The following is a 24849-nucleotide window of genomic DNA, read 5'->3' on the forward strand; positions in this document are numbered from 1 at the left end:
CCTGCTCTACCGGCGGACTTCGCTCGCGCCTCGCTGCAGTTTGTTCCTGCGCTCGCGGCCCGCCCGTTGGATTGATCCGGCGCGCGCAAAACGCGCAATTTTACTGCGTGGGGTGGATCGGGTCAAACCGATGACGTCAACCCTCCTGACCCCACGCCAACACGATCTTGCCGACGTGCGTACCGCTTTCCATCAGCGCATGCGCGTCGGCAGCCTGGGCGGCCGGAAACACGCGATGCACGACCGGCTTGATGCGCCCAGCTTCGAGATGCGGCCACACGCGCTCCTTCAGTTGCGCGGCGATCTGCGCCTTGAACTCGATCGGCCGTGGTCGCAGCGTCGAACCGGTCACCGTCAGACGGCGGCGCAGCACTTCGTTCAGGTTCAGCTCCGCCTTCGCGCCGCCGAGCAGCGCAATTAGTACGATACGGCCACCATCGGCGAGAGCCGACAATTCACGCGGCACGTAGCTGCCTGCCACCATGTCGAGGATCACGTCCACGCCGCGATCGTTGGTCAGCGACTTGATGACTTCGACGAAATCCTCAGTCCTGTAGTTGATCGCGCGTTCGGCGCCGAGCGTTTCGCACGCGCGGCACTTTTCGTCCGAGCCCGCGGTCGCGAACACACGCAAGCCGAGCGCGTGCGCAATCTGGATCGCCGTCACGCCGATGCCGCTCGAACCACCCTGCACGAGCAGCGTTTCATTCGCACCGCCCTCGCCCTGGCCGAGTTGCGCGCGATTGAAGACGTTGCTCCACACCGTGAAAAAAGTCTCGGGCAGCGAAGCCGCTTCGATATCCGACAACCCCGCCGGCACCGGCAGGCATTGCAGCAGCGGCGCGGCCGCAAATTCCGCGTAGCCGCCGCCCGCGAGCAGCGCGCACACGCGATCGCCGATCTTCAGACCGAACGGGTTGTTCTTCGCGTCGATCGTGCCGCCGACGATCTCGCCCGCCACCTCCAGCCCCGGCAGATCCGACGCTCCCGGCGGCGGCGCATAGCCGCCCTTGCGCTGAAACACGTCCGGACGATTGATGCCGGATGCCGCCACCTTGATCAGCACCTCGCCAGCCTTGAGCTGCGGCGTCGGACGCTCCGCCAGCTTGAGGACTTCCGGCGCACCGAATTCAGTGATTTCGATCGCTTTCATCTGCGTCAACTCCAAGATTGGATTGCGTTACCTACCCGTTGCTGCCGTCTGCCGTAGCGCCGCGCTGCGATTTGAATGCGCAACGCAATCCATCCTGCATGAAAAACGGCCGGCGCGCATGACACGGCCGGCCGTTTGTCCGCTACCGCCTTACTGCGGCGTCGGCTCGCCTTGCGGCGCGTCGTTCAGCAATGCCTTCGCCGACAGACGCACACGACCCTTCTCGTCCGTCTGGATGACCTTGACCTTCACCTGCTGGCCATCCTTCAGATAGTCGTTGATGTCCTTGATGCGCTCGTTCGCGATCTCGGAGATATGCAACAGACCATCCTTACCCGGCAGGATGTTCACGATCGCGCCGAAGTCGAGCAGCTTGAGCACGGTGCCTTCGTACACCTGGCCCACTTCGACTTCCATCGTGATCGCTTCTATACGACGCTTCGCTTCGGCCATGCCTTCGCTGTTCGTGCTCGCGATCGTGACGACGCCGTCATCCGAAATGTCGATCGTCGTGCCGGTTTCTTCGGTGAGCGCGCGGATCACCGAGCCGCCCTTGCCGATCACGTCGCGAATCTTTTCCGGGTTGATCTTGATCGTGATCATGCGCGGTGCGAACTCCGACAGTTGGGTGTTCGCGCCGGCCACGGCCGAGGTCATCTTGCCGAGGATGTGCATGCGGCCTTCCTTCGCCTGCGCGAGCGCGACCTGCATGATTTCCTTCGTGATGCCCTGAATCTTGATGTCCATCTGCAGCGCGGTCACGCCTTGCTCCGTACCCGCGACCTTGAAGTCCATGTCGCCAAGGTGATCTTCGTCGCCGAGGATGTCGGTCAGCACCGCAAAGCGATTACCTTCGAGGATCAGGCCCATCGCGATACCGGCGACGTGCGCCTTCATCGGCACGCCGGCGTCCATCAGCGCGAGGCAGCCGCCGCACACCGAAGCCATGGACGACGAACCGTTCGACTCGGTGATTTCCGACACGACGCGGATCGAGTAGCCGAATTCGTCGGCGCTCGGCAGGCACGCGACGAGCGCGCGCTTGGCGAGACGGCCGTGACCGATTTCACGGCGCTTCGGCGAACCGACGCGGCCCGTTTCGCCCGTCGCGAACGGAGGCATGTTGTAGTGGAGCATGAAGCGTTCGCGGTACTCGCCTTCGAGCGCGTCGATGTTTTGCTCGTCGCCCTTCGTGCCGAGCGTCGCGACCACCATCGCCTGCGTCTCGCCGCGCGTGAACAGCGCCGAGCCGTGGGTACGCGGCAGCACGCCGGTGCGGATTTCGATCGGGCGCACGGTGCGCGTGTCGCGGCCGTCGATACGCGGCTCGCCGTTCAGGATCTGCGTACGGACGATCTTCGCTTCGATGTCGAACAGCACATTGCCGACCGACGCCTTGTCGGCCGCCACGGTGCCCGCTGCCGCCGCTTCTTCCTCGAGCTTCGCCGAGGTCGCCGCGTAGACTTCCTTCAGCTTGGTCGAGCGAGCCTGCTTGTCGCGGATCTGGTACGCGGCGAGCAGATCGGCTTGCGCAAATTCGGTCACACGCGCGATCAGCGCTTCGTTCTTTGTGGCCGGCTGCCAGTCCCACTCGGGCTTGCCGCCTTCGCGGACCAGTTCGTGGATCGCGTCGATCGCGGTCTGCATCTGTTCATGACCGAACACGACGGCACCGAGCATCACTTCTTCGCTCAGTTGCTGCGCTTCCGATTCGACCATCAGCACCGCGCGTTCCGTGCCGGCGACGACGAGGTCGAGCGCCGATTCCTTCATCTGCGGACGCGTCGGGTTCAGCATGTATTCGTTGTTGATGTAGGCCACGCGCGCCGCGCCGACCGGGCCGTTGAACGGCAGACCTGACACCGCGAGCGCCGCCGAGGCGCCGATCAGCGCAGGGATGTCGGCGGGGATTTCTGGATTCAGCGACAGCACGTGAATCACGACCTGCACTTCGTTGTAGAAGCCTTCCGGGAAGAGCGGACGCAGCGGACGGTCGATCAGGCGCGAGATCAGCGTCTCGCCTTCCGACGGACGGCCTTCGCGGCGGAAGAAGCCGCCCGGGATCTTGCCGGCGGCGTAGGTCTTTTCGATGTAATCGACGGTGAGGGGGAAGAAGTCCTGGCCCGGCTTCGCGGTCTTCGCGCCGACCACGGTGGCGAGCACCACGGTATCTTCGACGTCGACGATCACCGCGCCGCCCGCCTGGCGAGCGATTTCACCGGTTTCGAGGCGAACGTTGTGCTGCCCCCACTTAAACTCTTTGACGATCTTATTGAACATAGTCATTGCTTTTCCTCATCTTAATGCCGCGCGGACCGGAGCGGCGCGGCAACGCCAGGGCCGGCGCCGCATGGGAAGAGTCGTGCTATGCCATTCCAGAGGGTCACGTGCTGCGACTGCGCGCGAACCGCTGGAATGACACAAAACTCTGCCCTGAAGCCCAGCCTTGTTCCTGTTACTGCTTCTTCTACTGCTGATCTGCTACTGCTACTGCGCTTGCCCGTGGACGCCGCGCGAACCGGCATACGCCGCGGATCACAGGCGGTGCGCGTTACACGAAGCGCGCCGCGCAAAAACAAAATGCCTGTATCAGCGAAACTGACACAGGCATCTTGCTGAACGACTGGCCGATTACTTACGCAGACCCAGCTTCTCGATCAGGCTGCGGTAACGATCCGCGTCCTTACCCTTCAGGTAGTCGAGCAGCTTGCGACGGCGGCTCACCATACGCAGCAGACCGCGGCGGCTGTGGTGATCCTTCGTGTGCTCCTTGAAGTGGGAGGTCAGTTCGTTGATACGGGTCGTGAGCAACGCGACCTGAACTTCGGGGGAGCCGGTGTCGTTGGCTGCGCGTGCGAATTGCGCGACGACTTCGGACTTCTTGCTTGCTTCAACTGCGGACATGTCAATTTCCTTGATAACTGGACAGGCGGTCACGGAAGAAAGGCCGTGCCGTGGGATACCCGTTTCACAATTTACTGAGTCCCGTTCGTGGCTGTATTGACTGAATCAGAACCCAGCCCAACAACGGGACGCGTATTGTAGCACAGCCGATTCCGGCCGCGAACCCCGGGCCAGCAAGGCGGATTGAGTGTCGCTCGCGGGCGCTCAGGGGCGCCGCATCCGGCAGACCGTCGGCAATAGTGTGCGCTCGGCTGGTAGCGCCAGCACCGTGCGAAAGCCATAGCCCGACCCTTCGTTATCGAAATGCACGCCGGGTGTGCCGGCTTTGTCCATCTGCATCACGTAGAGGGGCTGGATCAGCTGATGGTCATCGGCGCGCATCCACGATGCGTGAATACCGTTGTCGAAGCGGATGCCCTCGAGCGCTTTCGCGACCGCCGTCGGATCGGCGCTGCCGGCGCGGCTCATCGCGGCAGCGAGCGTTTCGATCATCAGTGGCATACGCAGCACCGGAAAGTCGTCCTGGGCGGCCGGAAAGCGCGCGCGGAACGCCGCGTACCACGCGTCGGAGGCCGCGCCACCGACATTCGGATGCCACTCGGCCACCGCGATCACGTGACCCACGCCTGCATCGCCAAGCGCGGCCGGCGCGCCGAGGCTGTTGCCGTAGAACGTGTAGAACTTCGCGTCGAGGCCCTGCTCGCGCGCCGCCTTCACGAGCAGCGTCAGGTCGTTGCCCCAGTTGCCGGTGATCACGGCGTCCGCGCCGCTTGCGCGGATCTTCGCGATGTACGGCGCGAAATCCTTCACGCGGCCGATGGGGTGAAATTCGTCGCCGACCACCGCGATGTCGGGACGCTTCGCCGCGAGCGTCGAACGCGCGAGGCTGCTCACGTCGTGTCCGAAGCTGTAATCCTGGTTCAGCAGGTACACCTTTTTCACCGCCTTGTCGCGCTCGATCACCTCGGCGAGCGCGGCCATCCGCATGCCGGCGTGCGCGTCGAAGCGGAAGTGCCAGAAGCTGCAGTCCGCGTTGGTGAGCGCGGGGTCGTCGGCGGAGTAGTTGAGGAACAGTTCGCGGTTGTCCGGCTCGCGGCTGTTCTGCTTCTCGATCGCGCCGATCAGCGCCGCGGCGACCGCCGAGCTGTTGCCCTGCAGGATGTAGCCGATATGGCGATCCGCGGCCGCGCGCAGTTGCGTCAGCGCTTCCTCCGTGCTGCCCTTGCTATCGAGCACGACGAGTTCGAACGGATGCGCGCCGTCCGCGAGCTCCACGCCGCCGTGCGCGTTGACCTGCTCGACACCGAAACGCAGATTGCGCTCGACCGCCGCGCCCGCGTTCGCGAACGGGCCGGACATGCCTTCGATCAGCGCGAGCTGGATTGGCGTACCGGTGAGTTTGCCGGCCGGCAGGCTCGCGGACTTGCTTGCGTGATTACCGGCCGGGCTTGCCGCCAGCGTGGCCGCGCGGCTCCCCGCCTTGCCGATGGGCGGAACGGTCCCCTGCGCGGACGCCTGACTCGCGCCCGTCGAGGCCGGATTCGCCGCCTCAGCCACGCCAACTCCCGCCACCGCCATCGAAATCGCCGTCAGCGCAACCGCCGCCGCCCCTCGCCACATCGCCGTCATGGTCGTCCCGCCTGAATCTTCGAAGCGCGGATCATAGGATGACGCGCACGGAATAGGCAAGCCGGCGCATCCGTTACCGTTTGGTGACGACGCACGTTCAGGCAACGCCGTTCTTTCGCCACAGCGCGTGTCAAAATAGTGCGTTTCGATGATAAGAACCGCTATTCAAACGCCATCGGAGGAATACATGCCGAACCGCCACCACCCCACGGCGGCTGCTATCACAGCCCCGGCCGGCGCCAGTCTGCGCCGCGCCGCGCTCGTTTGCCTGTGCGTGCTCGCGCTCGCCGGCTGCGCCCAGCCGTGGCAGCAGTATCAACAGGGAGCGGACGCATCGACGGTCATCGCGCGCCTCGGTCCGCCGCGCGAAACTTATGATCTGCCCGACGGCGGCAAGCGTCTGATGTGGCCGACCCAACCGATGGGCGAAACCACCACCGCCGCCGACATCGACGCGGGCGGCAAGATCATCAACATGCGCCAGGTGCTGCAGCCCAACGAGTTCTACCGCGCCGAGATCGGCAAATGGACGCGCGGCGACGTGCTGGTGAACTTCGGCCGCCCGGTCGAAACGTCGTACTTCCCGATGATGAGGCGCGAAGTCTGGACCTATCGCTATCTCGAAGACAACGTCTGGTACATGATGTACAACTTCTACTTCGATGACCAGGGCATCTTGCGCCTCACGCAGAAGACCCCCGACCCGCTGCACGACCCCGACCGCCGCAACCTGTTCTGAGCACTGAGCGCCCTCTTCGGAAGAAGTACCAAATCTCAAAAAAGCCGCCTTCGATAGGCGGCTTTTTTATTGCTTAAGCATAAAACAGAATTTTATCCTGTTTACGTCACCAATTTTGCGAAGGAAAGGTTATTGTAAACACCATTCGGGCACCGGCTCGCAATCGACCGTGCAGGCGCGGTTTCGGTCCGGTGCCAGGTCAATTGCCTCTCATACGGAGTTGCTACGATGAACCGACCCAAACACCTGCTGGTCGCCAACGTCGCGTGGGCCCATGAAACCGCGACGCGTAATCCGGCATTTTTTCGCGACCTGATGCGCGGACAGAATCCACACATTCTGTGGATCGGCTGCGCGGACAGCCGCGTGCCCGCCGAAACGATCACGCATTGCGAGCCCGGCGATCTGTTCGTCCATCGCAACATCGCCAACCTGTTTCATCCCGGCGACGACAACGTCGCAAGCGTCCTTGAATACGCGGTGCGGGTGCTCAAGGTCGGCCATGTGATCGTCTGCGGCCACTATGGCTGCGGCGGCGTGCGCGCCGCGCTGCTGCCGCCGGACCCCGCGCTGCCCCATGTGAACCGCCGTATCGCGCCGCTCTGCGCACTCGCCAAAACGCATCACTCGGAGCTGGACGGCGCGGCGACCGAGCCGGATCGCGTCAATCGCCTCGCCGAGCTGAACGTGCTCGAACAGGTGCGGCAGCTACGGGCGAGCCCGATCGTGCACGAGGCTGAGCCGGCGCCGCTCGTGCATGGCTGGATCTTTGCGCTCGACGACGGGCGCATCAAGGTTCTCACCTCCGGCTATACCGCCGACGACGCGATGACCTGCACGACCGCGGCGCACAGCGCGGCCTAGCGAAGCGCGTCGGCCGTCCCATTCGAACCGCGGGACGGAGCCGACAGCGGAATCGTCATCGGGCCATACCTGTTCGTCGCCCATCGTCCCACCTCTCGCTCTTCGACACCATGGATAATCAAACCTCTTTCTCCGCGCTCCAGAGCGACGTGCTCGCCGGAACGGCCGTTTTTCTGGTGGCCCTGCCGCTTTGCCTCGGCATTGCTCACGCATCGGGCGTCGACCCGTTTGCCGGACTGGTGTCCGGCATCATTGGCGGGCTCGTGGTTGCCGCGCTGAGCGGCTCGCGTCTGAGCGTGAGCGGCCCGGCCGCGGGCCTCGTCGTGATCGTCGTCGACGGCATCGCACGGCTTGGCGGCTTTTCCGCTTTCCTGCTGGCCGTACTGCTGTCGGGCGTCATCCAGTTCGGCTTCGGCATGCTCAAGGCCGGCCGGTTCGCCGCCTACGTGCCGTCGCCGGTGATCAAGGGGATGCTCGCGGCCATCGGCGTGCTGTTGATCCTCAAGCAGCTCCCCGTTGGGCTGGGGCTGTCCGGCACCGCCGACTCCGGCCAGTCGGCGGCGGCGGTCGCAACGCCGCTCGGCCCAATCTCACTGACCGCCGTGCTGATCACACTGCTGTCGCTCGCGATCCTCGCCGGCTGGGAGACGCGCGCGCTGCGCCGCTTCGCTGTCGTGCGCATCATGCCCGCGCCGCTTGCGGTGGTGCTGCTCGGCATCGGCGCGACGCTCGCCCTCAATCTCGTCGCGCCATCGTTGGCACCGCCCGCCGAAGGGCGGGTCGCGTTGCCGTCGCTGGAGTCGTTCGCGGCACTGCAGGCCGTGCTCGCGTCGGCCGACTTCGGCCCACGGTTCGCCCAGCTCATCAATCCCGACATATGGCGCGTTGCGATCACGATCGCCATCCTCGCAAGTCTCGAAACGCTACTGAGCCTCGAAGCGGTCGAACAGATCGATCCGGAGCGCCGCCGCGCGCCTCCCGATCGCGAGCTGAAGGCGCAGGGCGTGGGCAATCTGATCGCGGGTGCGATCGGCGGCCTGCCGATCACCGCGGTGATCGTGCGTAGCTCCGCGAACGTCCATGCCGGCGCAAAAAGCCGACTCTCGGCGATCGTTCACGGCGTGTTGCTTCTCGTCAGCGTGTTCGCGCTCACGAGCGTGATCAACCTGATCCCGCTCGCCTGCCTTGCCGCGATCCTGATCTTCACCGGGTTCAAACTCGCCAAGCCGTCGTTGTTCGCCGGGCTCGCGCGGCAGGGATTCGCGCCATTCGCACCATTTATCGTCACAGTCGTCGGTGTGCTCGTCACCGATCTGCTGATCGGTATCGTGCTCGGCATCCTGTGCAGCATGCTGTTCGCGCTGTACGCAAACCTGCGCGGCCCGATCGTGCTCGCGCAGCATGGCGATCACTACCTGCTGTCGTTTCGCAAGGACGTGTCGTTTCTCGGCAAGGTGCCGCTCAAGCACTATCTGCAGCAGATTCCGGATGGCGCCACCGTTATCGTCGATGCGACACGCGCCGATTTCGTCGATCACGACGTGCGCGAACTGCTGGACGCGTTCGTCGCCGATGCGCCTCGCCGTGGGATTACCGTCGACGTCAGATTTCAAGTCCGCGAGCAGGCCCGCGCAACGCGCGGCTGGTCGCTGCGGCGCACGACGGCGGAGTAGTTTCGTCATATCGCGCCGCCGCAGCTGCGCGATGACGGCAGAAAAAAGCCCCGTGTGCCGAGCACCACGGGGCTTCTCCTCCGATCCACACAAGCGATCGCGCGCTACCGGCGCGCCATGCTCGCGTTACTCCGAGCGCTGCGGATTCACCTTGTCCGCATTCGAATACAGCTTGTTGAGCGCCGAAAAATATGCCTTCGCGGATGCCGCGACGATATCCGGATCAGTGCCCGTGCCGTTGACGATGCGCCCGCTCTTCGACAACCGCACGGTCACTTCGCCCTGCGCCTGCGTGCCGGTCGTGATCGCGTTGACCGAGTACAGCAGCAGCTCGGAGCCGCTGCCCACTTCCGTTTCGATCGCGTTGAGGGTGGCGTCGACCGGTCCGTTGCCGCGCGCTTCGCCGGTGATCTCTTTACCCTCTACCGAGAACACGACCTTCGCGTGCGGCTGCTCGCCGGTTTCGGAATGCTGCGACATCGACAGAAACTTGTAGTGCTCCTTCTCGTGCGCTTCCGCCGATTCCTCGTTGACGATGGCGATGATGTCTTCGTCGAAGATCTCCGCCTTGCGATCGGCGAGTTCCTTGAAGCGCGCGAACGCGGTGTTCAGTTCGGCTTCGCTGTCGAGCGCGATGCCAAGCTCCTGCAGACGCTGTTTGAACGCATTGCGGCCCGACAGCTTGCCGAGCACGATCTTGTTCGCGGCCCAACCCACGTCTTCCGCGCGCATGATTTCGTAGGTATCGCGCGCCTTCAGGACGCCATCCTGATGGATGCCCGACGCGTGCGCGAAAGCGTTCGCGCCGACCACGGCCTTGTTCGGCTGCACGACGAAGCCAGTGATCTGCGACACGAGCTTCGAGGCCGGCACGATCTGAGTCGTGTCGAGGCCGACGTCGAGTCCGAAGTAATCCTTGCGGGTCTTCACCGCCATTACGATTTCTTCGAGCGACGTATTGCCCGCGCGCTCGCCGAGACCGTTGATCGTGCATTCGACCTGGCGCGCGCCGCCAATCTGCACGCCGGCGAGCGAATTCGCGACCGCCATGCCGAGGTCATTGTGGCAATGCACGGAGAACACCGCCTTGTGCGAGTTGGGAATGCGCTCGCGCAGCGTCTTCACGAGTTGGCCATAGAGTTCCGGCACGCCGTAGCCGACGGTGTCCGCGATGTTGATCGTGGTCGCGCCTTCGGCGATCACCGCTTCCAGCACACGGCACAGGAAGTCCAAATCCGAGCGGCTGCCGTCTTCCGGCGAGAATTCGACGTCGTCGGTGAACTTGCGCGCGAAACGCACCGCAAGCCTGGCCTGCTCGAATACCTGCTCGGGCGTCATCCGCAGCTTCTTCTCCATGTGCAGTGGCGACGTTGCGATGAACGTGTGGATGCGGAAATGATCGGCCGGCTTCAGTGCGTCGGCGGCCTTCTGTATGTCCTTGTCGTTCGCGCGCGCAAGCGAGCAGATCGTGCTGTCTTTCACGAGGCCGGCGATCGTATGGATCGCGTCGAAGTCGCCGTTCGAGCTGGCCGCGAAGCCCGCTTCGATCACGTCGACTTTCATCCGTTCGAGTTGCCTGGCGATGCGGATCTTCTCTTCCTTCGTCATCGACGCGCCGGGCGATTGCTCGCCGTCACGCAGCGTGGTGTCGAAAATGATCAGTTTGTCGGACATGTCGGGCCTCCTCGGGAGTCGTTCAGATGTGGGACTTGGTTTTGGAATGAGACGATGGGCGCCGCCGCTGGCAAGGTAGGGCGATCACGATGATCGCGGCTGGTGCGGACGGAATGCAAAAACGCATAAGGGCGTGAACGAAACATGATGGCGCGGCGCAGCAAATGGCCTCGCCGACACGGCAAAATCGGCCACGCCCACGCACTGATCCGACGACTATAGCGGCATTCCAGCCACCGCGCAATGCACGCCGGGGCGGCCTGCGGTGCTGTCCGAAGCGACCTCGTGACGGCACCAACCAACGAAAAACGGCAGCCCGTAGGCTGCCGTATTTCGTACATCGCTGCGATGCAGCACGCTTCAAATCCTCAGCGGTCGTGCGACATCGAACGCGCCGGATTGGCCCGGCCGCGCACCGCCTGATACGCCCAGAACACGTAGCCGGACAGACCGTACAGCACGAACAGACCGAACAGCATCAGCGGCGGATCGGACGACACAAGCACGAAGCCGACCACCACCAGCAGGATCACGCCGAACGGCACGCGATGCCGTACGTCGAGCGCCTTGCCGCTATAGAACGGCGCGTTCGACACCATCGTTACGCCCGCGTAGATGGTCAGCACGAAGGCGACCCACGGCAGCCACACGAGCTTCAGCGGCACGCGGTTGTCGGTGGCGAGCCACACGAAACCGGCGATCAGTGCCGCCGCGGCCGGGCTCGGCATGCCCTGGAAGAAACGCTTGTCGACCACGCCGATATTCGTGTTGAAACGCGCGAGCCGTAGCGCCGCGCCGGAACAATAGACGAACGCCGCGAGCCAGCCCCAACGGCCGAGATCCTTCAGGATCCACTCGTACATCACGAGCGCGGGCGCAACACCGAACGACACCATGTCCGACAGGCTGTCGAACTGCTCGCCGAACGCGCTTTGCGTATGCGTCATGCGCGCGACGCGGCCGTCCATGCCATCGAGCACCATCGCGACGAAGATCGCGATCGCTGCGATCTCGAAGCGCACGTTCATCGCCTGCACGACGGCGAAGAAGCCGCAGAACAGCGCGGCCGTGGTGAACGCGTTCGGCAGCAGGTAGATGCCGCGTTTTCTGAGGAACTGCTGACGCTGCGCGCGCCGGCTGTCGGCGACCGGCGACTCCATGACCACCGGCGGCTTGTTGCGACGAAACGGCCGCGGCAGCGGTCCACTGCTGCGGGGTCGACGCGGTTTGAATGCGGCCATTCGGACAACCTCCTGTATGCCGCTTTACAGCTCGGCGAGGATCGTGGACGACGCCGACACCTTCTCGCCGATCGACACGCGCGGGCGGCTGCCCACCGGCAAATACACGTCGACGCGCGAACCGAAGCGGATGAATCCGTAACGCTGGCCGCGGGTCAGCGGCTCGCCTGCACGGACGTAGCAAAGAATCCGCCGCGCGATCAGCCCGGCAATCTGCACCGACGTGACCGTCTGGCCGCCGGCCATTTCGATCACGACCGCGTTGCGCTCGTTTTCGAGCGAGGCTTTATCGACCGCCGCGTTCAGATAGGCGCCAGGAAAGTATTCGACTTTCGAGATCGCACCGTCGACGGGCGAGCGCTGCGAGTGCACGTTGAATACGTTCATGAACACGCTGATCTTCAGCGCTTCGCGATTCGCATAAGGATCATGCGCGGTTTCTACCGCGACGATACGACCGTCGGCAGGACACAGCACCGCGTTGGCCTGCGTCGGAATCGGACGCGCCGGGTCGCGGAAGAACTGCACGACGAAGATCAGAATCAGCCAGAAGAGCCACGCAAAGCCGAACCCCGCGAAGGCGTGAACCAGTAATGCAACGACGGCCGCGATGGCGATGAACGGCCAGCCTTCTCGCGCGATGATCGGATGAGGGTAATTCATGGATGGCTTCTGTGTTTTTGTAAAACCGTAGGATAGCAAAAGCCGCCCAGGGTTCAGCACCCTTGGACGGCTTTTTGACTGATCCGGCCGCCGCGCCGAAGCGCCGCGCCGGAACTCGTTACGTCAAGACGCTTAGTTCTTCGACTGGTCGACGAGCTTGTTCTTCGCGATCCACGGCATCATCGCGCGCAGCTTCGAGCCAACCTGTTCGATCTGGTGCTCGGCCGTCAGACGGCGACGCGATTGCAGCGTCGGTGCGCCCGCCTTGTTCTCGATGATGAAGCTCTTCGCGTATTCGCCGGTCTGGATGTCGGTCAGCACGGCCTTCATCGCCTTCTTCGTTTCAGCGGTCACGATGCGCGGCCCCGTCACGTACTCGCCGTACTCGGCGTTGTTCGAGATCGAGTAGTTCATGTTCGCGATGCCGCCTTCGTAGATCAGGTCGACGATCAGCTTCAGTTCGTGCAGGCACTCGAAGTACGCCATTTCCGGCGCGTAACCCGCTTCGACCAGCGTTTCGAAGCCGGCCTTGATCAGGTCGACGGTACCGCCGCACAGCACAGCCTGCTCGCCGAACAGGTCGGTTTCGGTTTCTTCGCGGAAGTTCGTTTCGATGATGCCGGCCCGGCCGCCGCCGTTAGCCGCTGCGTACGACAGCGCGATGTCGCGCGCGGCGCCCGACTTGTCCTGCGCAACCGCGATCAGGTGCGGCACGCCGCCACCTTGGGAGTAGGTGCCGCGAACCGTGTGGCCCGGCGCCTTCGGCGCGATCATGATGACGTCGAGGTCGGCACGCGGGATCACCTGGCCGTAGTGAACGTTGAAGCCGTGCGCGAACGCGAGCGCTGCGCCCTGCTTGATGTTTGCGTGGACTTCCTTCGCGTACACGTCGGCGATCTGCTCGTCCGGCAGCAGCATCATGACGACGTCCGCGCCCTTCACCGCTTCCGCGACTTCCTTGACTTGCAGGCCGGCGTTTTCAGCCTTGCTCCACGATGCGCCGCCCTTGCGCAGACCGACCGTGATGTTCACGCCGCTTTCCTTCAGGTTCAGCGCGTGCGCATGGCCTTGCGAGCCATAGCCGATGATGGTGACCTGCTTGCCCTTGATGAGGGAGAGATCGGCGTCCTTGTCGTAGAAAACTTTCATGTCGGTTCCTTGGCTAGATTCGATGATTCAGAGAAATTCAGGTACTGCGAATGTTGTTATTGCCAGCCGGGCGATACCGCGTTGCCCGGCCTTGCGATCGCGACGTCAGACCTTCAGAATGCGCTCGCCGCGACCGATGCCCGAGCTGCCCGTGCGGACCGTCTCGAGAATCGCCGTGGAATCGAGCCCCTCGATGAAGGCGTCGAGCTTGTCGCTCGCCCCCGTCAATTCGATCGTGTAGGTCTTTTCGGTGACGTCGATGATGCGGCCGCGGAAAATGTCCGCCATCCGCTTCATCTCCTCACGTTCCTTGCCGACCGCCCTCACCTTGATCAGCATCAGCTCGCGTTCGATGTGGGCGCCCTCGGTAAGGTCGACCACTTTCACCACCTCGATCAGGCGGTTCAGATGCTTCGTGATCTGTTCGATCACGTCGTCCGAGCCAACGGAGACGATGGTCATGCGCGACAGCGAACGGTCTTCGGTCGGAGCCACCGTCAAGGTTTCAATGTTGTAGCCGCGTGCGGAGAACAGACCCACCACGCGCGACAGCGCGCCTGGTTCGTTTTCCAGCAGGACGGAAATGATGTGTCTCATGTTTCGCTTCTTCCAGATGATGTGTCGATGTCTGCGAGCGGAGCGGCGCCGCTTCGTCTGCCCTCGCCTTTTTTGAAGGCGCGCATCACGAAGCCGGCGCTGGAGTTATCCAGACGCTCCGTCGTTAAAGATCTTCCGAACCCATGAGCATCTCGGTGATGCCCTTGCCGGCCTGAACCATCGGCCAGACGTTTTCGGTCGGATCGGTCTGGAAGTCGAGAAACACCGTGCGATCCTTCAGGCGCAGCGCTTCCTTCAGCGCCGGTTCCACATCGGCCGTGCGCTCGATGCGCATGCCCACGTGTCCGTACGCTTCGGCGAGCTTCACGAAGTCCGGCAGCGCATCCATGTACGAATGCGAATAGCGTTTGCTGTATTCGATCTGCTGCCACTGGCGCACCATGCCCAGATAGCGGTTATTCAGCGAAATAATCTTGATCGGCAGGTCGTACTGCTTGCAGGTCGACAGCTCCTGGATGCACATCTGGATCGAGCCTTCGCCCGTGATGCACAGCACGTCGTCGTCCGGATGGGCCATCTTCACCCCCATCGCGGCCGGTAAGCCGAAGCCCATCGTGCCGAGGCCACCGGAATTGATCCAGCGACGCGGCTTGTTGAACTTGTAGAACTGCGCGGCCCACATCTGGTGCTGGCCCACGTCGGAGCACACGAACGCGTTGCCGTCGGTCAGCTCCCACGCCTTTTCGACCACGTACTGCGGCTTGATGATGTCGCTCTTGCGGTCGAACTTCAGGCAATCTTTCGCGCGCCAGCCTTCGATGTCCTTCCACCAGTCGGCGAGCGCCGCGGCGTCGGGGCCATGCTCGGCCGTCTGCAACTGCTCGATCAGTTCCTTCAGCACTTCCTTCACGTCGCCGACGATCGGAATGTCGACCTTGACGCGCTTGGAAATGGAAGAGGGATCGATGTCGATATGGATGATCTTGCGCGGCCGCGACGCGAAGTGGCTCGGATCGCCGATCACGCGGTCGTCGAAGCGCGCGCCGATCGCGATCAGCACGTCGCAGTGCTGCATCGCCATATTGGCTTCGTACGTGCCGTGCATGCCGAGCATGCCGAGGAATTTCTTGTCGCTCGAGCGGTAGCCGCCCAGACCCATTAGCGTATTGGTGACCGGATAGCCGAGCAGATCGGCGAACTGGTTCAATTCACGCGACGCATCCGCGAGCACGATGCCGCCGCCGGTGTAGATATACGGACGCTTCGCCGACAGCAGCAGCGACACCGCCTTGCGGATCTGACCGGAGTGGCCCTTCGTGACCGGGTTGTATGAGCGCAGCGAAACGCTCTTGATCGGCTCGTATTGGCACGGCGTCTTCGACACGTCCTTCGGAATGTCGATCAGCACTGGGCCGGGACGGCCGGTACGGGCGATGTAGAAAGCTTTCTTGACGGTGGCGGCGAGATCCCGCACGTCCTTCACGAGGAAGTTGTGCTTTACGCAGGGACGCGTGATGCCGACCGTGTCGCATTCCTGGAATGCATCCTGACCGATCGCGGCAGTCGGCACCTGGCCGCTGATCACGACCAACGGGATCGAATCCATATAGGCGGTCGCGATGCCGGTCACCGCGTTGGTGACGCCGGGGCCGGAGGTCACGAGACACACGCCGACCTTGCCGGTGGAGCGCGCGTAGGCGTCCGCGGCATGCACGGCGGCCTGCTCGTGGCGCACGAGCACATGCTGGAACTTGTCCTGCTTGTATAGCTCGTCGTAAATGTAGAGTACCGAGCCGCCGGGATAGCCCCAGATGAACTCGACGTCTTCGTCGGCCAGTGCCTTCATGAGCACGGTGGCGCCGATAGAGTCTGCTTCGCGATGGGGGGTCGTATCCGACGTGGAGAATTCCGCGCTGGGCATATTCATTGATTCACCTTTCGAATTTTCGGCAAAAAATTGATCGGGTGCTCTCTGCCGGGCTTGTGGCTCGGGTTCAAGCGGCGCGTCCAGTTGACAGGCGGGCTTCTTGGGCCACACCTCAATTGAGACAACTCACTTATGTTGCGAACCAGCGACGATAGCTTCAGACGCGCTCGCGGTCAAGAAAATATTGCCGTTGGCTCGCGCGTAGGAGCGCGCGACCGGACGGAATGTCGACTGTCGTGCAAATGCAAGCTTGAGCAGGTTTCACCCCTTTCGGAGCAAAAGTTTGTTAGCATCCGCGAGTTTTACGACATTTTTCGACCGATTACGCGCACGCTTGCTGCGCCGACCCCAACCGGATGGCATCAGACAAGGAACTCGCCGATTTTCTGGCGGGCGTCGAAAGGCGCGCATTCAAGCAGACGGTCTACGCCGTGCGGGACGACGATGCGTCCCTCGACATCGTGCAAGACGCGATGATCAAGCTCGCCGAGAAATACGGCGACCGTCCGGCGGCCGAGCTACCGCTGCTGTTTCAGCGTATTCTGCAGAATGCGACGCACGACTATTTCCGCCGTGCCAAAGTACGCAACACCTGGGTTAGTCTATTCTCGTCGCTCGGCAACGCCGACGACGACGAGTTCGATCCGCTGGAAACCTTCGAGGCCGAGGCGGGTTCGGCTGGCGCCGAGAGCAACGAACAGAAGCTCGAACGAGAGCAGGTCCTGCAGTCGATCGACAACGAGATCCAGAAATTACCGGCACGTCAACGGGAGGCGTTTCTCATGCGTTATTGGGAGGATATGGATGTCGCCGAGACTGCCGCCGCAATGGGCTGCTCCGAAGGCAGCGTGAAAACGCACTGCTCCCGGGCCACTCACACGCTGGCGCAAGCGCTCAAGGCGAAAGGAATCACGCTATGAGCTCCCTTGAAAACACAGAACTCGAGTTTGCGCGTCAACTGCGCCGCGCGCTCGACGAAAACACCGCCAGCCTCCCTCCGGCCACCGTCGGCCGGCTCGCTGCCGCGCGTCGTGCCGCGTTGGCGCGCAAAAAGCCCGAAGCCGTCAGCGCGCCGGGGTTCGTGCCTGCGTTCGCCGGCATACCGGCCGGGATAGCGGGGCTACCACAGGGAGGCTTCGAGCCGCGCCGCCGCTGGCCGCTGCGCCGCTTCGCGCTCGCGTGGCCGCTGGCCGCGCTGGTCGTGAGCCTGATCGGCATCGCGTACTGGGAAGATCACCAGCGCACCGCCGAACTTGCCGATATCGATGCCGCCATGCTAAGCGACGACCTGCCGCTCAATGCCTATCTCGACCACGGCTTCAACGCGTATCTTTCACGCGCCCACTGAGCGGGAGATTCCTCGGGTGAGTTACAAGCGCGGCCTGGCCGTTGTTTTCGGATGCGCGATCGCGGCCCTGGTGTCGTTTGTCGCGACCTATCCGCGCTTTCATCCGAGCCCATCGTCGGCGGGCAATCCGTCGCCCGGCGTCAACGTCGCCGCGCCCGCGCCCGCCCCGGCACTTTCCGTCGAATTGCCCGGCCTGCCGGGCAGCAATAGCCCCCTCGCGTGGTCACGCCTGAGCGCCGCCGACCACGCCGCGCTGGCCCCATTCGCATCGCAATGGGATTCGTTTAGCGACGAACGCAAGCGAAAGTGGATCAAGATTGCGTCGCGATACGCAAAGATGTCGCCGGATGCGCAAAAGCGTCTGCATGAGCGCATGAGTGAATGGGTGCGCATGACGCCCGATCAGCGCCGCATCGCGCGCGAAAACTACCAGGTTTCGAAGGAGTTGCCGCGCGAAGCGCGCCAGAACGCGTGGAAAGCGTACCAACAACTGCCCGAAGAAACGAAGGAGCGACTCGCCGCGAGCGAACACAAGCGTCGCCCCAGCGTCGTCAGCGCGCCGCCATCGGCTCGCAACGAGATCAAGGGCATCGACCGGTTCGTGAATGCGCGCGAGCACGGCGCCAGTGCTGCCGCGGCGGCGAGCGCCGCGCCGGCTGCCTCCGCGCCGGCCACGGCCTCGCTGCCGGCAACGCCTGCGATTCCGGCGGCGGGCAGCTTCGTACCGGCGACGCCGGTGCCCGTGTCGCCTGCCGAAGCGCCGGCAATCTTCCACGGCTCCTGATTCCGATCCCGAACCCATTACGTGTCCCAGCCGCTCGCCACCCCCACCCTGGCTGCCGCCGCACCCGGCGGCACGGCGCCCACCGTCCGGCGACGGCTCGCGGCACTGCTCTACGAAGCGGTCATTCTGTTCGGCGTCGTGTTTCTCGCCGGCTATCTGTTCAGCACGCTGACGCAGCAGCGTAACGGGCTCGCGCATCACAACCTGCTCGCCGGCTGGATCGGCCTCGTGGTTGGCGTGTACTTCGTCTGGTTCTGGACGCACGGCGGCCAGACGCTGCCGATGAAAACCTGGCGATTTCGGGTTGTTGGCGCTGATGGCGCGCCGGTTTCGGTTGGGCGGGCGATTGCGCGGTATGTGTTCGCCTGGTTGTGGTTTTTGCCGCCGCTGGCGTTGCATCCACTTCTTGGGTTGCGGGTGCCGCAGACGCTTGTTATTGCGGGCGTCTGGTTCGCGGTGTGGGCCGCGAGTGGGCGTTTTGATCCGCAGCGGCAGTTTTTGCATGATCGGCTCGCGGGGACGCGGGTGGTAGCGGTTGGGCGCTAGCGCGCGTGGGCGATGGGCCGAATGCGTTGCTCTCCTTGGGCGGGGTGAGGGCGGGGCTTTTTTCGTTGTTCTGGCTTTGTTGGCCTTTCCTTGCTTTGTTATCGGTCTATTAGCGTTGCCCCTGTGCGGGGCGGCACCTACTTTCTTTGCTGCTGCAAAGAAAGTAGGCAAAGAAGACAGCTAAAACCGCAAACTCTTAAGCGGGTCCTCGGTCTGCATGAGGTAGTGGTGCATCTGGAATCCGTGCTCCCGCACATTCGGCGCCAGTGACAAGGCCGTCATTCTTCCGGCAGCGCTACGCGCGCCGAAACCCCTTTTCAAAAACCACCGGTTGTTGCGGCGCATCGCCGAGGCGCAGCCGAGGGTCCCCGCTGCGCGGGCAAAACCATTGGTTTCCCAGGCAGACCCGTCCGCGACGCACGTAGTGCGGAGTGGGAGGGATGACGGCTTTGTCACGAACGCGGAATGTGCGGAAGCCCGGATTCCAGATGCACCACTACCCCTTCCAAGCTAGGGGACCCGCTTAAGAGTTGGCGGTTTTAGCTGTCTTCTTTGCCTACTTTCTTTGCAGCAGCAAAGAAAGTAGGTGCCGCCCCGCACAGGGGCAACGCTAATAGACCGATAAGCCAACAAGGAAAGGCCAACCAGGCCAGAACAACGAAAAAACAGGCCCCGCCAAGGCCCCTCCGTAATAAGAACTTCTCATGACTGTCACGCCGAAGTCACGCGCACCCGGCCCAATACGGGCACCGCCACTCGACGCGTGAGCCATGGACCCCAATACGTCCGCGACTTCCCTGTTTCGTCAAACCGGACCAAGCGTCGACCCCGTCGCGTTCCGGCCCGCTCCGGGTTCTACTCATCACGGCCTGCCGCAGCCCGCGACGCCATCACTCGATGCCCGCGCCGATCATCCCGATGACGGCCACGACGATCCGCATCGCTATCGCACGATCTGGCTCTCGGATATCCATCTCGGCTCGAGCGGCTGCCAGGCGGGATATCTGCTCGACTTCCTGCGCCACAACGAATCGGAGTACCTGTACCTCGTCGGCGACATCATCGACGGCTGGCAGTTGAAGAAAGGCTGGTACTGGCCGCAGGCGCACAACGACGTCGTGCAGAAAGTGCTGCGCAAAGCGCGCAAAGGCACTCAGGTCATCTACGTGCCCGGCAATCACGACGAAGCCGCGCGCCAGTTCTGCGACCTCGCGTTCGGCGACATCCACGTACGCGGCGAAGCGTTCCACACGACGCTCGCCGGCAAGCGGCTGTGGATCGTGCACGGCGATCTGTTCGACGGCGTGATCCAGCACGCGAAATGGCTCGCCTATCTCGGCGACACGCTGTACACGATGATCCTCGTGCTGAACCGCTGGTTCAACCGCATTCGCAGCAAGCTCGGATTTCCGTACTGGTCGCTGTCGCAATACCTGAAGCATCAGGTCAAGAACGCGGTCAACTTCATCTCGTCGTTCGAACGCGTAATGACCGACGAAGCGCGTCGCCGCGGCTGCGACGGCGTTGTCTGCGGCCACATCCACAAGGCAGAGATGCGCGAGATCGATGGCGTGCTCTATTGCAACGATGGCGATTGGGTCGAGAGTCTGTCGGCGCTCGTCGAGACTTATGAAGGCGAGCTCAAGGTGATCTTCTGGACTGCGCTGCGCGCGCCCCAGGCGGGCACGCAAAAAGCCCGCGCCACTGCCTGAGCACTTCCACTCTCCACTTCCACAGGGCCCGCAGCGATGAACAACGCGATGAAGATCATGATCGTCACCGACGCATGGGAGCCGCAGGTCAACGGTGTCGTACGCACGCTGAAGAACACCCGGCGCGAACTCACCGCGCTCGGCCATCAGGTCGATCTGCTGACGCCGCTCGAATTCCGCACCATCCCGTGCCCGACTTACCCGGAGATACGGCTGTCGTTGCTGCCGCGCCGCCGGCTGCGCGAGCGCATCGACCGTTTCGCGCCCGACGCGTTGCACATCGCGACCGAAGGTCCGCTGGGCATGGCCGCGCGCGCGTATGCGCTCGAACACAAGCTGCCGTTCACGACCGCGTATCACACGCGCTTTCCCGAGTACGTGCAGGCGCGCTTTCGCATCCCGCTCGCGGCGACCTACAGGTTTCTCCACTGGTTCCACAAGCCGTCGCTCGCGGTAATGGCGCCGACCCCCGTCGTCAAGCAGGACCTCGAGAAGTTCGGCTTCACGAACGTCGTGCTGTGGACGCGCGGCGTCGATCTCGAAATCTTCCGTCCGATGGACTCGAAGGTGCTCAACACCGCGCGGCCGATCTTCCTGTACGTGGGACGCGTGGCAGTCGAGAAGAACGTCGAGGCATTCTTGCAGCTCGACCTGCCCGGCTCGAAGTGGGTCGCGGGCGAAGGTCCGGCGCTCGCCGAACTGAAGTCGCGCTATCCGCAGGTCAACTATCTGGGCGTGCTGTCGCAGGCCGAACTCGCGAAGGTCTACGCCGCCGCCGACGTCTTCGTGTTTCCGAGCCGCACCGACACGTTCGGACTCGTGCTGCTCGAAGCGCTCGCATGCGGCACGCCGGTGGCCGCATATCCGGTCACCGGCCCGATCGACGTGCTCGGCGACGGCGGCGCCGGTGCAATGCACGAAGATCTGCGCGAAGCGTGTCTGGAGGCACTGAAGATCGATCGGTCGCATGCGCGCGCATGGGCCGAGCGCTTCTCGTGGGCAGCGGCGTCCGCACAATTCGCCGCGCATCTGAAGCCACTGCGCGACACGGCGTATCGTGAGGAAAGCGCCGCTGCGTGATGCGGCGCGCGGAGCCATCCATGCGAAGCAGTCGATCCAGCGCCGAAGGCGCGTCGAACGGCGCACTGCGCGCCGTCGAGTCCACCCGCGACACCACCAGCATCGAACCGTTCGACGACGTACGCGAGCCGGGTATGACCGGGCATGCGGATACCGTGCATCGGGTGAACGGCGCGAGAACCACGACCGGCGGCGCCAGCGTCGCGGGTGGCGTGCAACCTGACGCCACCCACGGCACGACTCGCGACTCAAGCCACGACGCCCCCAACGAACCGCTCAGCCCCGACGACCCGCTCGCCCCGCTGCCCTTCAATCCCTACAAAGGCAACCGCGGCCTCACGCGCGCATGGCACGCGATGAAAAACTCGCTGGCCGGTTTTCGCGTTGCGATTCGCGAGGAAAGCGCGTTTCGTCAGGAACTCACGTTGGCCGCGATCCTGATTCCGTGCGGCCTCGTGGTGCCCGTCGATCCCGTGTCGCGCGTGTTGCTGCTCGGCTCGGTGCTGCTCGTGCTGATCGTCGAGCTGCTCAATTCGAGCGTCGAAGCGGCAATCGACCGGATCTCGCTCGAACGTCACGAGTTGTCGCGCCGCGCGAAGGATCTTGGCAGTGCGGCCGTGATGGTCGCGCTCGGCATGTGTGTGATGACGTGGGGAGTCATCGTCGGGCCGCTGGTCGTCGGCTGGGTTCGCGCGTGGCTTTGAGGTTCGATGCGGGTTGAAGCGCACGCTTCGCCACGCCCCACAGGATGAAAATCCGCGCAGGCGGTTGGGTATTAGAACGCTCGGTTTATAATCGTTTAACGGTCTCACAGGAAAGCGCTCGCGCAAACGGATCCGCGCCTCGCCTCATCCTGCCCTTTCGGGGGGCCCGCCGCGTGTCGGCGGGTTCGGGAGAGCTCAAAATACCAACCGCATCCGGGTGGAACACGCAGCAGCGGCACGCCGCCACGCGCCCAGCCCGGCATAACCAGGGCCGGACGACATGGAAGCCAAACCTCCCCGCCGCACGCGCGAACGGATTCTCGAACTGTCGTTGAAGCTGTTCAACGAAATCGGCGAGCCGAACGTCACGACGACGACGATCGCCGAGGAAATGGAAATCAGCCCAGGCAACCTGTACTACCACTTCCGCAACAAAGACGACATCATCAACAGCATCTTCAGCCAGTTCGAGCAGGAGATCGAGAAGCGTCTGCGTTTCCCCGACGACCATCGCGCGACCATCGACGAGATGTGGTCGTATCTGCAGTACATGGTCGATTTCACGTGGCGCTACCGCTTCCTGTACCGCGACCTGAACGACCTGCTCGCGCGCAACCGCACGCTCGAGACGCACTTCAAGCAGATCATCAGCCATAAGGTGCGCTTCGCGAGCCAGTTCTGCGAACAGCTCGTCGCCGACGGCGAAATGGTCGCGACGCCGCAGGAAATGCAGGTGATCGCGACCAACGTCGGCGTGATCGGCACGTACTGGCTGTCATATCAGTTCGTGATGAATCCGCGCAAATACAACGAGCAGGAAGCGATCCGCGAAGAGCTGCATCAGGTCAGCGTGCAGATCGTCTCGCTGATGGCGCCCTACCTGCGCGGCCGTTCGCGGCAGCTGTTCGACGACCTCGTATCGGGCACGCTGCCCAAGCGCGAGTTCTACGACTACCTGCCGCCGCGTGAAGGCGCCGCGCCTCGCAACGAATCGAAGGACAGTTGAGCATGAAGTCGGTGTGTGTCTATTGCGGCTCCTCGATGGGAGCCAAGCCGTTGTATGCGCAGGCGGCGCGCGCGTTCGGCCGTGCGCTGGTCGAGGCCGATCTCGCGCTCGTCTATGGCGGCGGCAAGGTGGGGCTGATGGGCGTGATCGCCGATACCGTGATGGCCGAAGGCGGCCGCGCGATCGGCGTGATTCCCGAGCTGCTCGTCAGCAAGGAAGTGGGGCATAACGGCCTGACCGAACTGCACGTGGTGCCCGACATGCATCATCGCAAGAAGATGATGGCCGAGCTGTCCGATGCGTTCGTCGCGATGCCCGGCGGCGCGGGCACGCTCGAGGAGCTGTTCGAGGTCTTCACGTGGGCGCAGCTCGGCTACCACGGCAAACCGGTTGCACTCCTGAACACCGACGGCTTCTACGCACCGCTGATCGACCTGCTTCAGCACACGGTCGACGAAGGCTTCTTGCGCAAAACCTATCTCGACATGCTGCAGATCGACGCCGATCCGCTCGCGTTGATCGGCAAGCTGCAACGCTACGCGCCGCCCGCGCGCGACAAATGGGCGGCGGTCCGAAGCGACGCGATCTGAATCCCGGGTCCGCCGAACCCGAGCGAAGCGCGCCGCGCACGCACCACCCCAACGACGAGGTTGCGATGACGAAAGCTGTTCTGATCACCGGCGGCAGCCGCGGCATTGGCCGTGCCACCGCGCGTCTGCTTGGCGCGCGCGGCTGGTGCGTCGGCGTGAACTACGTGCGTGACCTCGCCGCCGCGCAGCAGACGGTCGCAGAGGTCGAACACGCGGGCGGCCGCGCGGTGCCGATCGCCGGCGATGTCGCGAACGAAACCGACGTGACCGGCATGTTCGATACGCTGCAGCAATCCTTCGGCCGCATCGATGCGCTCGTCAACAACGCCGGCATCGTCGCGCCGTCGAGCCAGCTCGCCGATATGGACTTCGCGCGTCTGAAACGCGTGTTCGACGTCAACGTGCTCGGCGCCTATCTGTGCGCACGGGAAGCGGCACGGCGCATGTCGACCCAGCGCGGTGGCGCGGGCGGCGCGATCGTCAATGTTTCGTCGGCGGCGGCGCGGCTCGGTTCGCCGAACGAATACGTCGACTATGCGGGGTCGAAAGGCGCAATCGACACGATGACGCTCGGCCTCGCGAAAGAACTAGGCCCGCAGGGCGTGCGCGTGAACGCGGTGCGTCCGGGCCTGATCGACACCGAGATCCATGCGAGCGGCGGCAAGCCCGAGCGCGCCGCGCAACTGGGCGCGACCACGCCGCTCGGCCGCCCCGGCCGCGCCGACGAAGTCGCCGAGGCCATCGTGTGGCTGCTCAGCGACGCGTCGTCGTACGTGACGGGCGCGCTGTTCGACGTCGCCGGAGGCCGCTGAGCGAATGCCGCACGCAACGGGGCGCAAGCCTTAAATACTCGGCGCGGTCCACTACGGCCGCGCCTTTCCCGCCCGCTCCCCCTTTCCTATTTC

23 protein-coding genes are annotated in these 24849 nt (G+C 63.7%); 13 read left to right on the forward strand and 10 right to left on the reverse strand.

Going from position 1 to position 24849, the window contains the following annotated elements; genetic code table 11:
* Positions 1-136: 136 nt before the first annotated feature.
* The 4 genes from OKW28_RS34535 to OKW28_RS34550 all read right to left on the reverse strand — a co-directional run bounded on the left by OKW28_RS34535 (position 137) and on the right by OKW28_RS34550 (position 5686).
* Positions 137-1153 (reverse strand): NAD(P)H-quinone oxidoreductase, encoded by a 1017-nt coding sequence (locus OKW28_RS34535; RefSeq protein ID WP_429452089.1) that lies wholly within the window; start codon positions 1151-1153, stop codon positions 137-139.
* Positions 1154-1303: 150 nt separating this feature from the next.
* On the reverse strand, positions 1304-3439 hold the full coding sequence (pnp, locus tag OKW28_RS34540; protein ID WP_429452091.1) for a polyribonucleotide nucleotidyltransferase: 2136 nt from the start codon (positions 3437-3439) through the stop codon (positions 1304-1306).
* A gap of 345 nt (positions 3440-3784) precedes the next feature.
* Positions 3785-4057 carry a 30S ribosomal protein S15 gene (gene rpsO, locus OKW28_RS34545; protein WP_008920609.1) on the reverse strand — a complete coding sequence of 91 codons (273 nt, stop codon included), beginning with the start codon at positions 4055-4057 and terminating at the stop codon, positions 3785-3787.
* Between the two features lie 204 nt (positions 4058-4261).
* Positions 4262-5686: a branched-chain amino acid ABC transporter substrate-binding protein gene (locus tag OKW28_RS34550; protein WP_429452093.1), complete on the reverse strand. Its 1425-nt coding sequence runs from the start codon at positions 5684-5686 to the stop codon at positions 4262-4264.
* Positions 5687-5873: 187 nt separating this feature from the next.
* Here OKW28_RS34550 and OKW28_RS34555 point away from each other — a divergent pair, with 187 nt between their 5' ends.
* The 3 genes from OKW28_RS34555 to OKW28_RS34565 all read left to right on the forward strand — a co-directional run bounded on the left by OKW28_RS34555 (position 5874) and on the right by OKW28_RS34565 (position 8962).
* Positions 5874-6425 (forward strand): hypothetical protein, encoded by a 552-nt coding sequence (locus OKW28_RS34555; RefSeq protein ID WP_429452095.1) that lies wholly within the window; start codon positions 5874-5876, stop codon positions 6423-6425.
* Between the two features lie 228 nt (positions 6426-6653).
* On the forward strand, positions 6654-7289 hold the full coding sequence (locus tag OKW28_RS34560; protein WP_018420005.1) for a carbonic anhydrase: 636 nt from the start codon (positions 6654-6656) through the stop codon (positions 7287-7289).
* Positions 7290-7399: 110 nt separating this feature from the next.
* Positions 7400-8962 (forward strand): SulP family inorganic anion transporter, encoded by a 1563-nt coding sequence (locus OKW28_RS34565; RefSeq protein WP_429452097.1) that lies wholly within the window; start codon positions 7400-7402, stop codon positions 8960-8962.
* Between the two features lie 126 nt (positions 8963-9088).
* Here the strand turns inward: OKW28_RS34565 and OKW28_RS34570 are convergent, their stop codons facing one another.
* From OKW28_RS34570 to OKW28_RS34595, 6 genes are all read right to left on the reverse strand, one after another.
* The gene (locus OKW28_RS34570) at positions 9089-10636 is read right to left on the reverse strand and encodes a 2-isopropylmalate synthase (RefSeq protein ID WP_018420003.1); all 1548 of its coding nucleotides are present in this window, start codon (positions 10634-10636) and stop codon (positions 9089-9091) included.
* Between the two features lie 368 nt (positions 10637-11004).
* Positions 11005-11877: a CDP-diacylglycerol--serine O-phosphatidyltransferase gene (gene pssA, locus OKW28_RS34575; protein ID WP_429452099.1), complete on the reverse strand. Its 873-nt coding sequence runs from the start codon at positions 11875-11877 to the stop codon at positions 11005-11007.
* A gap of 24 nt (positions 11878-11901) precedes the next feature.
* Positions 11902-12540 carry a phosphatidylserine decarboxylase gene (locus tag OKW28_RS34580; RefSeq protein WP_115102455.1) on the reverse strand — a complete coding sequence of 213 codons (639 nt, stop codon included), beginning with the start codon at positions 12538-12540 and terminating at the stop codon, positions 11902-11904.
* A gap of 132 nt (positions 12541-12672) precedes the next feature.
* Positions 12673-13689: a ketol-acid reductoisomerase gene (gene ilvC / locus OKW28_RS34585; protein ID WP_008920617.1), complete on the reverse strand. Its 1017-nt coding sequence runs from the start codon at positions 13687-13689 to the stop codon at positions 12673-12675.
* Between the two features lie 105 nt (positions 13690-13794).
* Positions 13795-14286, reverse strand: coding sequence for an acetolactate synthase small subunit (ilvN, locus tag OKW28_RS34590; RefSeq protein WP_018420000.1), 492 nt, complete (start codon positions 14284-14286; stop codon positions 13795-13797).
* Between the two features lie 124 nt (positions 14287-14410).
* On the reverse strand, positions 14411-16174 hold the full coding sequence (locus tag OKW28_RS34595; protein ID WP_429452101.1) for an acetolactate synthase 3 catalytic subunit: 1764 nt from the start codon (positions 16172-16174) through the stop codon (positions 14411-14413).
* Between the two features lie 356 nt (positions 16175-16530).
* Between OKW28_RS34595 and OKW28_RS34600 the strand changes: the two genes are divergently transcribed.
* The 10 genes from OKW28_RS34600 to OKW28_RS34645 all read left to right on the forward strand — a co-directional run bounded on the left by OKW28_RS34600 (position 16531) and on the right by OKW28_RS34645 (position 24756).
* Entirely contained in the window at positions 16531-17094 is a 564-nt protein-coding gene (locus tag OKW28_RS34600; RefSeq protein WP_090803748.1) for an RNA polymerase sigma factor, read from the forward strand.
* Positions 17091-17522: a DUF3619 family protein gene (locus tag OKW28_RS34605; protein WP_429452103.1), complete on the forward strand. Its 432-nt coding sequence runs from the start codon at positions 17091-17093 to the stop codon at positions 17520-17522. Before OKW28_RS34600 ends, OKW28_RS34605 begins: the two co-directional genes overlap by 4 nt.
* A 16-nt stretch (positions 17523-17538) precedes the next feature.
* Positions 17539-18306, forward strand: coding sequence for a DUF3106 domain-containing protein (locus tag OKW28_RS34610; protein ID WP_429452104.1), 768 nt, complete (start codon positions 17539-17541; stop codon positions 18304-18306).
* 21 nt (positions 18307-18327) lie between these two features.
* On the forward strand, positions 18328-18852 hold the full coding sequence (locus OKW28_RS34615) for an RDD family protein (protein WP_429452106.1): 525 nt from the start codon (positions 18328-18330) through the stop codon (positions 18850-18852).
* Positions 18853-19622: 770 nt separating this feature from the next.
* The gene (locus OKW28_RS34620) at positions 19623-20564 is read left to right on the forward strand and encodes a UDP-2,3-diacylglucosamine diphosphatase (protein ID WP_429452108.1); all 942 of its coding nucleotides are present in this window, start codon (positions 19623-19625) and stop codon (positions 20562-20564) included.
* 48 nt (positions 20565-20612) lie between these two features.
* Entirely contained in the window at positions 20613-21644 is a 1032-nt protein-coding gene (locus OKW28_RS34625; RefSeq protein ID WP_184059774.1) for a glycosyltransferase family 4 protein, read from the forward strand.
* A gap of 20 nt (positions 21645-21664) precedes the next feature.
* Entirely contained in the window at positions 21665-22348 is a 684-nt protein-coding gene (locus tag OKW28_RS34630; RefSeq protein ID WP_429452110.1) for a diacylglycerol kinase, read from the forward strand.
* 280 nt (positions 22349-22628) lie between these two features.
* On the forward strand, positions 22629-23354 hold the full coding sequence (locus OKW28_RS34635) for a TetR/AcrR family transcriptional regulator (RefSeq protein ID WP_018419991.1): 726 nt from the start codon (positions 22629-22631) through the stop codon (positions 23352-23354).
* 2 nt (positions 23355-23356) lie between these two features.
* Positions 23357-23944, forward strand: coding sequence for a TIGR00730 family Rossman fold protein (locus OKW28_RS34640; RefSeq protein WP_429452112.1), 588 nt, complete (start codon positions 23357-23359; stop codon positions 23942-23944).
* Between the two features lie 65 nt (positions 23945-24009).
* Positions 24010-24756 carry an SDR family oxidoreductase gene (locus OKW28_RS34645; RefSeq protein WP_429452116.1) on the forward strand — a complete coding sequence of 249 codons (747 nt, stop codon included), beginning with the start codon at positions 24010-24012 and terminating at the stop codon, positions 24754-24756.
* Positions 24757-24849 lie beyond the last annotated feature (93 nt).

Source organism: Paraburkholderia sp. 40 (assembly GCF_050434105.1).
In the GTDB taxonomy this organism is placed as follows: Bacteria; Pseudomonadota; Gammaproteobacteria; order Burkholderiales; family Burkholderiaceae; genus Paraburkholderia; species Paraburkholderia tuberum.

Excerpts from the sequence above, each read along its gene's own strand:
- OKW28_RS34535 (WP_429452089.1), bottom strand. The coding sequence starts at position 1,153 with ATGAAAGCGATCGAAATCACTGAATTCGGTGCGCCGGAAGTCCTCAAG.
- pnp (WP_429452091.1), bottom strand. The coding sequence starts at position 3,439 with ATGACTATGTTCAATAAGATCGTCAAAGAGTTTAAGTGGGGGCAGCAC.
- rpsO (WP_008920609.1), bottom strand. The coding sequence starts at position 4,057 with ATGTCCGCAGTTGAAGCAAGCAAGAAGTCCGAAGTCGTCGCGCAATTC.
- OKW28_RS34550 (WP_429452093.1), bottom strand. The coding sequence starts at position 5,686 with ATGACGGCGATGTGGCGAGGGGCGGCGGCGGTTGCGCTGACGGCGATT.
- OKW28_RS34555 (WP_429452095.1), top strand. The coding sequence starts at position 5,874 with ATGCCGAACCGCCACCACCCCACGGCGGCTGCTATCACAGCCCCGGCC.
- OKW28_RS34560 (WP_018420005.1), top strand. The coding sequence starts at position 6,654 with ATGAACCGACCCAAACACCTGCTGGTCGCCAACGTCGCGTGGGCCCAT.
- OKW28_RS34565 (WP_429452097.1), top strand. The coding sequence starts at position 7,400 with ATGGATAATCAAACCTCTTTCTCCGCGCTCCAGAGCGACGTGCTCGCC.
- OKW28_RS34570 (WP_018420003.1), bottom strand. The coding sequence starts at position 10,636 with ATGTCCGACAAACTGATCATTTTCGACACCACGCTGCGTGACGGCGAG.
- pssA (WP_429452099.1), bottom strand. The coding sequence starts at position 11,877 with ATGGCCGCATTCAAACCGCGTCGACCCCGCAGCAGTGGACCGCTGCCG.
- OKW28_RS34580 (WP_115102455.1), bottom strand. The coding sequence starts at position 12,540 with ATGAATTACCCTCATCCGATCATCGCGCGAGAAGGCTGGCCGTTCATC.
- ilvC (WP_008920617.1), bottom strand. The coding sequence starts at position 13,689 with ATGAAAGTTTTCTACGACAAGGACGCCGATCTCTCCCTCATCAAGGGC.
- ilvN (WP_018420000.1), bottom strand. The coding sequence starts at position 14,286 with ATGAGACACATCATTTCCGTCCTGCTGGAAAACGAACCAGGCGCGCTG.
- OKW28_RS34595 (WP_429452101.1), bottom strand. The coding sequence starts at position 16,174 with ATGAATATGCCCAGCGCGGAATTCTCCACGTCGGATACGACCCCCCAT.
- OKW28_RS34600 (WP_090803748.1), top strand. The coding sequence starts at position 16,531 with ATGGCATCAGACAAGGAACTCGCCGATTTTCTGGCGGGCGTCGAAAGG.
- OKW28_RS34605 (WP_429452103.1), top strand. The coding sequence starts at position 17,091 with ATGAGCTCCCTTGAAAACACAGAACTCGAGTTTGCGCGTCAACTGCGC.
- OKW28_RS34620 (WP_429452108.1), top strand. The coding sequence starts at position 19,623 with ATGGACCCCAATACGTCCGCGACTTCCCTGTTTCGTCAAACCGGACCA.
- OKW28_RS34625 (WP_184059774.1), top strand. The coding sequence starts at position 20,613 with ATGAAGATCATGATCGTCACCGACGCATGGGAGCCGCAGGTCAACGGT.
- OKW28_RS34630 (WP_429452110.1), top strand. The coding sequence starts at position 21,665 with ATGCGAAGCAGTCGATCCAGCGCCGAAGGCGCGTCGAACGGCGCACTG.
- OKW28_RS34635 (WP_018419991.1), top strand. The coding sequence starts at position 22,629 with ATGGAAGCCAAACCTCCCCGCCGCACGCGCGAACGGATTCTCGAACTG.
- OKW28_RS34640 (WP_429452112.1), top strand. The coding sequence starts at position 23,357 with ATGAAGTCGGTGTGTGTCTATTGCGGCTCCTCGATGGGAGCCAAGCCG.
- OKW28_RS34645 (WP_429452116.1), top strand. The coding sequence starts at position 24,010 with ATGACGAAAGCTGTTCTGATCACCGGCGGCAGCCGCGGCATTGGCCGT.